This is a genomic window from Nannocystis bainbridge (genome assembly GCF_028368995.1).
Lineage (GTDB): Bacteria > Myxococcota_A > Polyangia > Nannocystales > Nannocystaceae > Nannocystis > Nannocystis bainbridge.
The window spans coordinates 999,166-1,012,606 of sequence record NZ_JAQNDL010000002.1; the positions used below are offsets into that span (position 1 = coordinate 999,166).

The 13,441-nt window shown below is 73.1% G+C and carries 8 protein-coding genes and 1 tRNA gene; 5 read left to right on the plus strand and 4 right to left on the minus strand.

Annotated features, from left to right (window positions below; translation table 11 throughout):
- The first annotated feature begins 205 nt into the window (after positions 1-205).
- The 3 genes from POL25_RS21610 to POL25_RS21620 all read left to right on the plus strand — a co-directional run bounded on the left by POL25_RS21610 (position 206) and on the right by POL25_RS21620 (position 8,053).
- Positions 206-2,524 (plus strand): heavy metal translocating P-type ATPase, encoded by a 2,319-nt coding sequence (locus POL25_RS21610; protein WP_272088027.1) that lies wholly within the window; start codon positions 206-208, stop codon positions 2,522-2,524.
- A gap of 162 nt (positions 2,525-2,686) precedes the next feature.
- The gene (locus POL25_RS21615; RefSeq protein ID WP_272088028.1) at positions 2,687-4,324 is read left to right on the plus strand and encodes an acyl-CoA dehydrogenase family protein; all 1,638 of its coding nucleotides are present in this window, start codon (positions 2,687-2,689) and stop codon (positions 4,322-4,324) included.
- Between the two features lie 249 nt (positions 4,325-4,573).
- The gene (locus POL25_RS21620) at positions 4,574-8,053 is read left to right on the plus strand and encodes a TonB-dependent receptor (protein WP_272088029.1); all 3,480 of its coding nucleotides are present in this window, start codon (positions 4,574-4,576) and stop codon (positions 8,051-8,053) included.
- 46 nt (positions 8,054-8,099) lie between these two features.
- On the opposite strand, the gene POL25_RS21625 is transcribed toward POL25_RS21620, so the two are convergent.
- The 4 genes from POL25_RS21625 to POL25_RS21640 all read right to left on the minus strand — a co-directional run bounded on the left by POL25_RS21625 (position 8,100) and on the right by POL25_RS21640 (position 11,025).
- Positions 8,100-9,680, minus strand: coding sequence for a hypothetical protein (locus POL25_RS21625; RefSeq protein ID WP_272088030.1), 1,581 nt, complete (start codon positions 9,678-9,680; stop codon positions 8,100-8,102).
- A gap of 226 nt (positions 9,681-9,906) precedes the next feature.
- Positions 9,907-9,980 (minus strand) — tRNA-His (locus POL25_RS21630).
- 65 nt (positions 9,981-10,045) lie between these two features.
- Positions 10,046-10,585 carry a hypothetical protein gene (locus POL25_RS21635; RefSeq protein ID WP_272088031.1) on the minus strand — a complete coding sequence of 180 codons (540 nt, stop codon included), beginning with the start codon at positions 10,583-10,585 and terminating at the stop codon, positions 10,046-10,048.
- A 23-nt stretch (positions 10,586-10,608) separates the two neighbouring features.
- On the minus strand, positions 10,609-11,025 hold the full coding sequence (locus POL25_RS21640; RefSeq protein WP_272088032.1) for a PilZ domain-containing protein: 417 nt from the start codon (positions 11,023-11,025) through the stop codon (positions 10,609-10,611).
- Between the two features lie 74 nt (positions 11,026-11,099).
- On the opposite strand from POL25_RS21640, the gene POL25_RS21645 reads away from it, so the two are divergent.
- The gene (locus POL25_RS21645; protein WP_272088033.1) at positions 11,100-12,950 is read left to right on the plus strand and encodes a GNAT family N-acetyltransferase; all 1,851 of its coding nucleotides are present in this window, start codon (positions 11,100-11,102) and stop codon (positions 12,948-12,950) included.
- Positions 12,947-13,438, plus strand: a complete 492-nt coding sequence (locus POL25_RS21650) for a hypothetical protein (protein ID WP_272088034.1) — start codon at positions 12,947-12,949, stop codon at positions 13,436-13,438. Before POL25_RS21645 ends, POL25_RS21650 begins: the two co-directional genes overlap by 4 nt.
- Positions 13,439-13,441 lie beyond the last annotated feature (3 nt).

Here is a 13,441-nt window from a genome sequence, read left to right on the forward strand (position 1 = left end):
GAGCGCATGGGGTGCGCAGTGACATGACCTGAGAGCCAGGTCGATGCTCGGGTCTGCGCGAACGCTCCCGTGACCGCCGCGGCCACGGGCGAGTCTTTCGACCTGACGGGCGCGCTGCGCCGACGCGGGTGAGCTCGCGCGGTGACATGACTCAAAAGCCAGGTCACCAGCGCCGGCCGCGTCGCTCGGCTATGCTCGAGTCTGCGTGAACGCTTCCGCAACCGCAGCTATTACGGGCGAGTCGATCGACCTCGCATTGACGGGCATGCGCTGTGCCAACTGCGCCCAGACGATCGAGCGCGCGCTGGCGCAGGTGCCCGGGGTGTCGGCGGCGCAGGTCAACTTCGCCAGCGAGACCGCCTCGGTCGCGCTCGCCACCACGACGCCGGCGAGCCGCGGGGCGCTGGTGGCGGCGGTCGAGGCCGCGGGCTTCGGGGTGATCGCCGGGGCCGACGCGACCGACCTGTCCGTCGAGACAGCCGCGCGCGCGGCTGAACTCCGGGCCAGCTGGCGCCGCTTCATGGTCGGCGCGGTGTGCACGGCCCCGCTGATGGCGATCAGCATGGCCCGCGATTTCGGGGTCATCGGCGACCGGCCATGGCTGTTGTGGCTGCTGCTGGCGCTGACGCTGCCGGTGCTGGCCTACACCGGCGGGCCGCACTTCCGCGGGGCCGCGCGGGCGCTGCGGGCCGGTCGGGCCAACATGGACGTGCTGGTGGCGCTCGGGGCCGGCGTGGCGTTCGTCGCCAGCGTGCCGGTGGTGCTGGCGCCGGCGTCCGGGCACCACGTGTACTTCGAGACAGCCGCGGCGATCGTCACGCTGGTGGCGCTCGGCCGCCTGCTCGAGGCGCGCGCCCGCGGCCGCGCCGGCGAGGCGCTGCGCTCGCTGCTCGAGCTGCGGCCGCGCAAGGCCCGGGTGATCCGCGACGAAGTCGAGGTCGAGCTGCCGGCCGAGGCGGTCAAGGTCCGCGACGTGGTGGTGGTCCGCCCCGGCGAGGCCATCCCGGTCGACGGTCGCGTGATCGCGGGCGAGTCGGCGGTCGACGAGAGCGTGCTGACCGGCGAGAGCCTGCCGGTGGCCAAGGAGGTCGGCGACGCGGTGGCCGGCGGGACGATCAACGGGCCGGGGCTGCTGCGGCTGACTGCGACGCGCGTCGGCGCCGCCACGGCGCTGTCGCAGATCGTCCGCCTGGTGCGCGCGGCCCAGGCCAGCAAGGCGCCGGTGCAGGCGCTGGTCGACAAGATCGCGGGGGTGTTCGTGCCGATCGTGGTCGGGCTGGCGCTCCTGACCTTCGGGGCGTGGCTACTGGTCTCGTCGCACGGGGCCGAGCACGCGCTGATGCGGGCGGTCGCGGTGCTGGTGATCGCGTGCCCGTGCGCGCTCGGGCTGGCGACGCCGACGGCGATCGTGGTGGCCACCGGCGCGGCCGCTCGCCGCGGGCTGCTGTTCAAGAACAGCGCGGCGCTCGAGGCGGTGCGGGCGGTCCGGGTGGTGGTGTTCGACAAGACCGGGACGCTGACGCTCGGCCGGCCGCAACTGCAGGCGATCACGCCGGCGCCGGGCGTCGATGAGGACGAGCTGCTGACGCTGGCGGCCGCGGCGGAGCAGGGCAGCGAGCACCCGCTCGGCCGCGCGATCGTGGCGGCCGCGAAGGCCCGCGGGGCCAGCCTGACGAGCCCGACCGGGGTGCGAGCGATCGGCGGGCGCGGGCTGCGGGCGCTGGTGGGCGACGCGGAGGTGTGGATCGGGACGCGGGCGTGGCTGACGGCGCAAGGGGTCGCCATGGATCTGGCCGAAGAGCCACCTGTATCTTGGGACATGTCCTCTGGCACAGGTGACAAAGAACATGTCGCTCCGGGCATGTCCGTAAAGACCGCCGATGCCGGTCACACGCGCGTGTACGTGGCGCGCGACGGGCGGTACCTGGGCGCCATCGCGCTGGCCGACGCGCCGCGGCCGGAGGCGCGCGAGGTGGTGGCGGCGCTGCGCGGGCAGGGCTTGCGGGTGGCGCTGCTGACGGGCGACCGGCGGGGGACGGGGCTGGCGATCGCGGCGGCGGTCGGCATCGACGCGGCGGACGTGTACGCGGAGGTGCTGCCGGCCGACAAGGTGGCGACGGTCGTGGCGCTGCAGCGGACCGGGCCGGTGGCGATGGTGGGCGACGGGGTCAACGACGCGCCGGCGCTGGTGCAGGCGGACGTCGGCGTGGCGATCGGCAGCGGCACCGACGTCGCGGTCGACGCCGCCGACGTGACGCTGCTGCGCAGCGACCTGCGCGGGCTGCTCGACGCGCTCGCCATCGGCAAGGCGACGGTCCGCACGATCCGCCGCAACCTGTTCTGGGCCTCGGCCTACAACCTGGTGCTCATCCCGGTCGCGGCCGGCGCGCTGTACCCCCTGAGCAGCTTGCCGACGTGGCTGCGCGCGCTCGATCCGGCGCTCGCGGCCGGGGCGATGGCGCTGTCGAGCGTGACGGTGGTGGTGAGCAGCCTGGCGCTGCGGCGGGTCGCGGCCGAGCGCTGAGCTCGCAGGCTGTAGCCGCGCGTCGCGGCCCGGGGTGCGCACGGACTGGGACGCGCGCGTCGCTACGAGGCCGTCGCGGCCTTGCGGGCCCTCTTCATGCATGGTTCGCACGGGGCTCGTGAGGGCTGCGAAACGCGCGGCGATCCGTGCTACGGATCGCGCATGTTCTTCCAGGAGCCGCCGGGTCGCCCCGATCTGTACGCCAGCGACGAACCCCTGCACGCGCTGCTGCGCCAGCGCCTGCCGCCAGAGGTGTTGCAGGAGATCCGGCCGCAGTACGAGGCGCTGGGGCGGGCGACCGCAGGCGAGCTGTGGGACTGGATGATTCGCGCCGAGGCCGAGCCGCCGGTGCACGTGGCCTACGACGCCTGGGGCCGGCGCATCGACGAGATCCGGACCTCGCCGGCGTGGGAGGAGCTGCGCAAGTTCTCGGCCCGCCAGGGCCTGGTGGCGACCGGCTACGACGAGCGCTTCGGCGAGCACCGGCGCGTGGCCCAGGCTGCTCTTTTGTACCTGTTCTCGGGGACATCCGCGACCTACTCGTGCCCGCTGGCGATGACCGACGCCGCGACCCGGGTGCTGCTCGACCTGGCGCCCGGCGGGCTGCGCGATCGACTGGTCGCCGGGCTGACCTCGCGCGACCCGGGCAAGTTCATCACCTCGGGCCAGTGGATGACCGAAAGGACAGGTGGATCGGACGTCGGCAACAGCGAGACGATCGCGCGGCCGTCGCGGATCGTCGGCGACGAGCGGCGCTACACGCTGCACGGGGTCAAGTGGTTCACGTCGGCGACGACGTCGGAGATGGCGCTGACGCTGGCCCGCATCGACGACGGCGGGACCACGCCGGGCTCGCGCGGGCTGTCGCTGTTCTGCGTCGAGATCGGGCGCGAGCCGGGGCGCGGCTGGACGGGGATCGCGGTCAACCGGCTCAAGGACAAGCTCGGCACCAAGGCGCTGCCGACGGCCGAGCTGACGCTCGACGGGGTCGAGGCGACGCTGATCGGCGAGCCGGGCCGCGGGGTGGCCAACATCTCGGGGATGCTGAACGTGACGCGGCTCTACAACGCGATCGCGTCGGCGTCGGGGATCCGCCGCGCCTGCGCGCTGGCCCGCGACTATGCGGGACGCCGCTCGGCGTTCGGGGCCCGGCTCATCGAGCTGCCGCTGCATCAGGCGACGCTCGACGACATGGACGCGGAGGCGGCGGCCGTGCTGGCGCTGGTGCTCGAGGGCGCGGCGCTGCTCGGCCGCGCCGAGGCGGGCACGGCCACCGAGGCCGAGCGCCGGCGCCTGCGCGCGCTGATCCCGATCGCCAAGCTGACGACGGCGAAGCAGGCGGTGGCGATCGCGTCCGAGGCGCTCGAGTGCTTCGGCGGCGCCGGCTACGTCGAGGACACCGGGATGCCACGGCTGCTCCGCGACGCCCAGGTGCTGACGATCTGGGAGGGCACCACCAATGTGCTGTCGCTCGACGTGCTGCGCGCGGAGGCTCGCGAGGGGGCGTTCACGGCCCTGGTCCAGGACCTGGTGGCCCGCGCCGAGCGCTCGTACGCCAACGTGGCCGCGGCCGACCTGGCGACCCTGCGCGTGGGGGTCCGCAGCCTGATCGCACAGGTCAAGGCGAACATGGGCCGCGGGGACGCGGCGATGCAGGCGGGCGCCCGCAAGGTCGCGCTGACCACCGGCTACCTGACCGAGGCGCTGCTGCTGGCGGAGGCCGCCGACGCCGAGCCGATCGCCGGCGAGCACCTGGCCCGCTTCGTCGCCCATCGCCTGCGCGGGCCGTTCGAGGGCTGAGCGCCGCGTCGGCGCGGTCGCCGAGCGCCGCGTCGGCATGAGCTTCTGGGCATGTCGCATGAGACATGTCCTTTGGGGCATATCTCGGGGCGCCGCGGTCCGGGGCCGGCAGGCTTCCTCACGACCGGGCGGTGAAACCTCGGACGTCCTTCGGCGCGTCGGCGGGGTGGCCTGCTCGCTGCAGAGCGGTCCGATCGGGGAGCGAACCACCGGGCCGCGATTTCGCCTACGATCGACCTCGTGATGCCGATGCGTGCCTTTCACCGACCTCGCGGTGCCGTGCTGGCCACGGCGGTGTTCGTCGGCGCGCCCGTGCTCGCGGCCCTCGTGCCGCAGACGGCGCGGGCGCTCGAGAGCGCGGGGCTCAGCGGCGCGATCAAGGACCGCCAGACGGGTGAGCCGGTGGCGGGGGTCGTCGTGCTCGCGCAGTGCAACTGCTTGCAGGGCCCGCGCGACACCCGGACCAACGCCGAGGGCGTGTACGTCTTCCGCGACCTGCCGCCCGGCGTCTACACGGTGCAGGCGCTGTACCGCGAGAACGACCTCAGCAAGATCGTCGAGCTGGGGCCGGCGGCGAAGGTGCGGGTCGACTTTCAGCTCGCGCCGGACGAGCGGTGGGTGCAGACGATCGTGGTCGAGTCGGCGCCGATCCGGACCGACGGCGCCAGCGTGCAGAAGGTCGACGTCGAGCGCATGCGCAAGATCCCGCTCGGCGGGACCAGCCGCGACTACACCGCGGTCGTCGACATCTCGCCGACCGCGGGCCGCGACGCCGGCGGGATCCGTCTCGGCAGCGGCACCAGTGCCGAGAGCAAGTACGTCGTCGACAGCCAGAACTCGACCAGCCCGGCGTTCGGGACCGTCGGCGCCAGCATCGTCCAGGAGTTCGTCGACGAGGTCGAGGTCGTCGAGGGGGTGTTCGACGCCGAGAACGGCGGGGCCAGCGGCGGCCTGGTGCGGGCGCGCCGGATCGGCGGCAGCAACAAGTGGCGCGGGCAGGTGCTGTTCCGCTTCACGCCGCGCATCGCCTCGCCGCGCTTCATCGACGCCACCGACGAGTCGCTGCGCGTGGCCGAGATCTACAACTACGAGATGCAGGGCGTGGTCACCCTGTCGGGCCCGATCGTGCGCGACAAGCTGTTCTTCGCCATCGGCCTCGCCCCGGGCGGCAGCAACAACTCGCTGGTGCAGTCGTTCTTCCGCCGGCGCGACAAGGACCTCTCGGGCGGCTACGAGGGTTGCCCGTACGCCAACGGCGTCAACGACTGCGCCGCCAACGGCAACTACATCGACACCGTCAAGTTCGCCGAGCAGAAGTTTCGCACCGGCCGCTTCGACCTCGGCTGGACCGCGAGCCTCGACTGGCAGATAAGCCCCCGCCACCGCCTGCGGCTGTCGGGCGGCGGCGGCCCGAACTTTCGCCGCCGCAGCTTCCGTCAGCCGACGGGGTCCGAGCCCAACGCGTTCGGCACCAACCCCAACGCGACGATCGGCGGCGCCTCGCGCGTGGCCTCGGGCGTGGTCAACGACAGCTTCGGCGTCGATTACGGCAACAGCACCGGCGTCGGCCTCGAGTACGAGGGGCGGGCGCTCAACGACAAGCTCGAGCTCGACGGCTACGTCTACTACACGCGCCTGCGCGGGCAGCAGGCGTGGAAGCTCGACCACGAAGAGAAGCGCCGGATCCCGCTGACGCAGGAGCGCGACACCCAGGGCCGCAACCTCTACGACCTGCTCGACCGCGACGACGCCGTGCGCCTGGTCCAGGGCGCCAGCGACGCCTGCAACGACTCGAACCTGCCCGGGCTGACGTGCCCGACGCGGGTGTGGCTGTCGGGCGGCATCGGCTCGTACTCGAGCACGCAGCAGGACCGGATCGGCGGCGGCTTCGCGCTGACGCATTTCCTCTCGGCGCGGCGCGGCGGCGCTCACCAGCTCAAGTACGGGTTCGAGATCGACGGCTCGCAGATCCGCCAGCGCTCGGCCTACTCGGGCGGCAACGACCCCGACTTCTACGCCAACTGTCCTCAGGGACAGGTCGGCGGCGGCGAGTACTGCTTCGATCGGGACAGCGGCGAGTACACCCTCAACACCGCCAACCGGGTCAACAACAACCGCGTCGTCATCGTCCAGTCGGACAACCCCGACCAGCGGCAGACGCTCGGGTTCGGCCGCGTGCGCTACGAGCAGGACGACCTGCGGGCCATCGCCACCCCGCTCGGCGCCGGCGTGCGCGTGCCGGCCTACGCGTCGTCGCTGTCGAGCCAGAACTACGCATTCTTCGCCCAGGACAAGTGGTCGATCCTCTCCAACCTCTACGTCTCGGCCGGCGTGCGCTGGGAGATCCAGGAGCTGCGCGACGTGTTCGGCCGGCGCGGCCTGCTGATCGCCGACAACGTGGCCCCGCGCGCGAGCCTGGTCTACGACTGGACCGACGAGGGCAAGAGCCGGCTGTACGTCAGCTACGGGTGGTTCTACGCCCAGATCCCCGCGATCCTCGGCAACCGGATCTTCGGCGGGCTCGTCAACGTCAACCGCACCTACCGCAACTCCGACTGCCAGACCCCGGTGACGATCGGCGGCGTGGCGCACGACCGGCTCGAGAGCGGCGCGCCGACCGAGTGGTGCGCCGACGGCAACCAGAGCACCAGCGGCCTGACCTTCGGCGCGGTCGCGCCTGACCTGAAGGGCATGTACGTGCAGCGCTTCAACGCCGGCTACGAGCACGAGGTGGTCGAGGACCTGCTGATCGGGGTGCGCTGGCAGCACGACGGGCTCGGGCGGGCGATCGAGGACGTGTCGACCAACGGCGGCCTCAACTTCCTGCTGGCCAACCCCGGCGAGTCGGTATCGCGGGCCGACATCGCCCGCCAGGAGGAGCGCTGCGAGCAGCTGCAGGCCCAGGCCGACGCCACCGACGCCGACGACCCGCAGCGCCAGACCGCGGTCCGCGAGCTGAACCGCTGCGACTTCCTGGCCTCGTCGTTCCGCCAGCTCGGCGGCATGTTCTCGCGCCCGGTCCGCAACTACGACGCGTGGATCTTGCAGGTGACCAAGCGGTTCGCCAAGAACTGGGTGTTCCAGGGCAGCTACATCTACAGCCGGCTGATCGGCAACTACGACGGCTTCGTCGACCGCAACACCGGCGCGATCAACATCGGCGCCAGCACCACGTACGACATCCCCGAGCTGGTGCGCAACAGCTACGGGCCGCTGTGGGACAACCGGCCGCACCAGCTCAAGCTCGACGGCTACTACACCTTCGACCTGCGCCGCGGCGGTCGGCTGACGCTCGGGGTCAACTTCCGCTTCCAGTCGGGCTCGCCGATCAGCGTCTACGCCGACAACAACCGCTACGCCGGCCAGTCGCTGGTGTACGTGCTGCCGCGCGGGGCCGGCGGCCGGCTCGAGCCCAACTACTACGCCAACCTCGGCGTCTCGTACGCGTACCCGCTGCCGGGCGAGCTCGAGCTCGAGCTCGCGGCCCGCCTCGTCAACCTCACCAACTCCAAGGCGGTGCTGCGGATCGACGAGACCTACTCCTTCTCGCAGAGCCGGGCGATCGCCGGGGGCGACCTCGACGACCTCAAGCACGCCAAGGTCCAGACCGCCAACGCGCCGACGGCCTTCTTCCAGCGCAACGTGCTGCCGGCCCAGGGCAACTTCGGGGTGCAGACCCAGTTCCAGCAGCCGATCGGGGCCCAGTTCGAGGTCCGGCTGCGGTTCTGAAGGTACATGTCCGTTCGGGAATGTCCGAACGGACATGTCCCGCGCGCTAGGTCGCTTCGGACATGCCCCGGAGGACAGCCGCGAGCGCGGCGGCGTCGAGCGCGTCGAGGCGATCGCCGAGCTCGACCTGCACGCCGCCGGGCCACACGCGGGTGCGGTGGCCGGGGAACGGCGCGAGGGCCAGCAGGAGCGACTCGGGCAGGCGCTCGAGGCGGCGGGCGTCGCCGCGGGCGCGGTGGCCGGCGACCAGCGGGTGCGGCTCGTCGCCGGCGCGGCCGGGCACGAGCTCGACGTCGGGCGCGCCGCGGCCGAGCACGCCGGCCTGCAGGACCACGTGCCAGCCGCCGCGATCCTGGCGGGCGCGCAGGTCGACGGCGACGCGCGCGACCTCGCCGCGCACGGCGATCACGGCCCCGCGCTCTTGCTCGAGCACCGTCGGCGCGGGCAGCCCGAGCAGGCCGGCGGCCTCGAGCACGATCGGCTCGATCGGGCGCGTCGGGGCGACGACCCGCGGCGCGGGAGCCGGGGCCCCGGCGAGGGTGTCGAGGCCGAGCAGCAGGCCGGCGCCGGTCATCAGCACCAGCTGCGGGGTCGACAGCCCGAGGCCGGCGCACAGCAGGATCACGAGGCACAGCCCGCGCACGTGGTCGCGGCGCGACAGCAGGGCGGTGGTCGTCAGCGCGAACACCACGAACAGGGTCAGCATGCCGCCGACGATCCGCCAGCCCGGGAGGTAACCGGGGTAGGGCAGCTCGAAGCCGAGCAGCGAGCGCGCGAGCTGACCGACGGCCGCCTCGAGGTCGCCGAAGCGCTGGGTGTAGCCCCGGTGCAACACGAGGCAGGCGACCGCCGACATGCCGAGGGCGGCGCCGTGGAGGCCGCGCTCGGCCCGGGGGCGCATCAGCACCATGCCGACCAGCGCGGCCGCGCCGACGCTGACGAGGATCGGCGCGGCGGCCTCGGAGCCGAGCGGCATGCCCGAAAGGACAGATGCGCCGCCGAGCCCGCAGCGCACGGCGAGCGGGACCAGCAGGGCGACGGCGCCCCAGCGCAGCAGGGGCGGCTGGAGCTGCGACCACAGAGCCGCGAGCGCGAGCGGGGCGGCCAGCAGCAGGCTGACCGTTCCGACCTGTCCCAAGAGACCGATAGGCGAGTCGGGGGCGCGGTTCAGGTGCTCGGTCAGCAGCAGGCCCGCGCCGACGATCGCCGGGGCCGCGGGGACCATGCGCAGGCGCCCGAGCGCGCGGTCGCTGGCCCAGCCCAGCGCCACCGCGACGCAGGCCGCGGCGCACAGGGCGGCGAGGAAGTGATGCAGCAGCAGCTCGCCGTGGTAGGCGAGGCCGAGCAGCGAGCCGCGGAAGCGGACCAGCAGGGCGGCGATCACCACGGCGGGCAGGCCGAGCGCGACGCACACGAGCGGCGGGCGGTGGCGCTGCCACGCGACCACGCCGCCGCCGATCGCCAGCACCGCGGCGGTGAGCAGGTAGATCGTCGGGCCCTCGCGAGCGGCGCGCATGACGGCCGCGTCGCTCGACAGCGACAGCTCGAGCGTCGCCACCAGCTGAAGGATGGCGGCGAAGGCCGCAGCTGCCGCGAGGGTGTGCGTCTTTGGCGTGCGGCCTGTCACGCGACTCTGGGCGCTGTCATGAGGTCGAGGCACGCGGCGAATTGCCGGTGTGCAGCCCGTGCAGCGTAGCACGCCGGTGGGCCGCCACGGACCGCGAGCGGGCGAGCGAGCGCGCACGACCGGGTCCGGCGGGCGCGGCGGCCGGCGACCGGCGACGGACCCCGAAAGCTCAAGCGCCCCACGGTCCGGGTCACCGGAAGGCGTGGGGCGCAGAGCATTTACTGAGGGCGATTAATGGGATTTGAACCCATGACCTCTCGGACCACAACCGAGCGCTCTAACCAGCTGAGCTATAACCGCCGTGTGCTTGTGGAGTCCCCGGCAGGGCCGGGGAGGCGGTGTGTAACACAGGCCCGTGGGGTTGGCTAGCCCGATTGCGCCGGCTTGGCGTCGCGCTCCTCACGAGGAGGCGGGGGCGGGGCGAGCTGACCGGCCGCGGGGTGGTCCTTGCAGACGCGCAGCCACAGCGGCATGACCTCGGCCAGGTCCTCGGCGACGACCCGCGGGACGACGCAGTGGGCCAGCCCGTGGTGGCTCATGTAGCCGACGATCGCCGCCCGGCCGGCGGCGATCTCGGCGTGCAGCGCGGGCTCGAGGGTGAGGCGGCCGAGCGAACCCTGGGCGGTCGGGAAATGGAACGCCTCGGCGTGCTCGCTCGGCAGGCCGCCGACCGGGTCGAGGCGGGAGCGGTCGACGACGCGGCGGAGGGTGTCGTAGATCTCGCTCTTGCCGGCCTTCTTGAGGGCGGCGACGTCGAGGCCCGACTTGGGCTTCGCCGGGGCGGCGGGCGCGGGTCGGGCGGCGGACTTGGCGGCGGGCTTGCCGGCCTTCTTGCGCTCGGCAGCGGCGAGTTGCTCCGGGGTGACGAGGCCCGCGGCGGCGAGCTTGGCCTTGAGGTCGAGCATGGCGGGGGATCTATAACTCAAGTTCAGGCGGCGCTGCGCAGCATGGCCTGCAGCAAGGTGGCCTCGAGCGCGGACAGGCCGACGAAGCGCAGGCCGAGCCCGGGGAAGCGGCCCTCGCGGGTGCCGCCGACGCGCACGACCTCGGCGTCGAGCACGAGCGGATTTTTGGCGGCGCCGCGGTCCATGGTCAGGCGCACGGACGTGCCGACGGCGACGGCGCGGGCGGTGGTGACAAAGGCGCCGCCGCCCGAGAGGTCCAGGGTTTGCCCGCGCACCGGGCCTTCGGGCGTGCTCACGAGCGCGGCGATGCGGACCCGCACGCGCGGGAAGGCCCGGCGCTCGCCACGACTGGTCAGATCTCCCATGGCCTGCACCTGCGCCGACCACCGGCGCCTCTTCTTCTTGTGCATCAACTCGCGGGGCGCGCCAGATGGAGTCACGGCGCGCGTGTGTCCGGTCGCACCCGTGGTCCGGCTTGACCGTGCGCGCGGGAGCGGTCCATCCTTGCCGCCGCTTGAAAGTCCACCTCATCGGCATCGGCGGCACCGGTATGGGCGCGTTCGCAGGGCTTTTGCAGGAGGCCGGTCACGACGTCCGCGGCTCGGATACGCAGCTGTTTCCGCCGATGTCGACCCAGCTCGAGGCGGCCAAGATCCCCGTGTTCGAGGGCTTCCGGCCGGAGAACCTCGACTGGGGCCCCGACTTCGTGGTCGTCGGCAACGTCTGCAGCCGCGAGCACGTCGAGGTGGTCGGCGCCCAGGCCCGCGGGCTCGCGCTCGAGAGCTTCCCGTCGCTGCTCGAGAAGGTCGTGCTGCCCGAGCGGCGCGCGCTGGTGGTCGCCGGCACGCACGGCAAGACGACCACGTCGTCGCTGCTGACGTGGATGCTGCAGGTCGCGGGCCTGCAGCCGAGCGCGCTGGTCGGCGGCGTGCCGATCAACCTCGGCCGCGGCTACCTGTTCGGCCGCGGGCCGTCGATCGTGCTCGAGGGCGACGAGTACGACACCGCGTTCTTCGACAAGGGCTCGAAGTTCTTCCACTACCGCCCGTTCCGCGCGATCGTCACGAGCGTCGAGTTCGACCACGCCGACATCTTCGCCGACCTCGACGCGGTCAAGGCGGCGTTCGTCCGCTTCGTCGAGCTCATCCCGCCGGAGGGCGACCTGGTGGTCTGCGCCGACGATGCCGGGGCGATGGAAGTGGCCCGCGCGGCCCGCTGCAAGCTCACCACCTACCGCGTGCTCGCCGACGGCGACGACCCGGGCTCGGCCGACTACACCTGCCGCGTCGAGGCCAAGCGCGGCCGCGGCCTGATGGTGTTCGAGGTGTTCGAGCGCGGCGTCAGCCTCGGCGAATTCCAGACCACGCTGGTCGGCACCTACAACCTCGGCAACGTGCTCGCGGCGCTGGCCGTGGCCCGGCAAGAGGGCGCGTCGGTCGAGGCGCTGTTCGACGCGGTGCGCCGGTTCCTCGGCGTCAAGCGGCGCCAGGAGCTGCTCGGCATCGCCAGCGGGATCCGCGTCGTCACCGACTTCGCCCACCACCCGACGGCGGTGCGCCTCACCACCACGGCGATCCGCCGCCGCTTCCCCAACGGTCGCCTGTTCGTGTGCTTCGAGCCGCGCTCGGCGTCGTCGCGGCGGTCGGTGTTCTCCGACGGCTACGCCGAGAGCTTCGCGGCCGCCTCGCGCGTCGACGTGGGCCCGCTGTTCCGCCCGGAGAAGATCCCGCTGGACCAGCGCCTCGATCCGCCGGCGCTGGCGCGGGCCATCGCCGCCAACGGCATCGAGGCGCTGGCCCACGCCGACGTCGACGAGCTGGCGCAGGCGGTGCTCGCCGAGGCCGCCCCCGGCGACACGATCCTGCTGCTCACCTCGGGCTCGTTCGGCGGGCTCGGCGACAAGATCCTCAAGGCGCTCGGCGACGCGGTCATGTTCGCCACCCCGGAGGACCTGCCGGCCGTGCACGCGCTGTGCTCGTCGTACGGGCTGGCGCCGACGATCCCCGGCGACACCACCGAGACGCTCATCATCCGCGAGCCCGAGGGCGCGGTGGTCGGCTGCGTGTCGCTGCGCATGGTCGGCGCGCAGGCGCTGCTGTTCAACCTGGCGATCGATCGCGAGCGCCGCGGCGAGGGCCTCGGCTGGATGCTGGCCGACGGCATCCTCCGGCGCGCGCGCATGCTCGGGGTCCAGCAGGTCTACCTCGTCACCACCGACGCGACCGATTTCTTCGCCGGCAAGCTCGGCGCGACGCCGGCGTCGGTCGAGGAGATCGATCCGCAGATCCGCCGCGACCCTAACTTCGTGCTCGGCGAGCGGGCCGTGTGCATGAAGATCGATCCCAGCTACAAGCGGGGCTCGTGACCGTCGCCGTGTTCGTGGCGCTCGCCGCGGTCGCGCTGGCGGCCGGCGTCGCCGCGGTGTGGCGCGCGCCGGCGTGGGCGCTGCCGGTGCTGGCGTGCGCGCTCGCGGGCGTGATGCTGCTGTACCAGGCGACGGGGCTGGCGCTCGTCACGATCGCGGCGATCGTCGGGGCGGCGCTGGTGATGGCGGTGGCGCGCGGACCGGCGCGCGTGGGCGCTCCTGCCGACGTTGCGGCGCCCTCGGGGCGGCTCGGGGCGGGGCGGCTCGCGGCGGTGACGGTCGCGGTCGCGGGCCTGCTGTTCGTGCTGGTCGGCACGTGGGCGCGCCAGTTCCTGTGGACGGGCCGCGAGCTGCCGCCGGGTTCGAGCTGGGGCGAGCTGCCCGGGCTGGGGGTCGCGCTGGGCGGCGCGCCGGGGCTGCTCGGCGTCGGGTTCGTGATCGTTGTGGCGGCAGCCGCGTGCGCCGGGCCGCCGCGGCATCGGATATAAGAC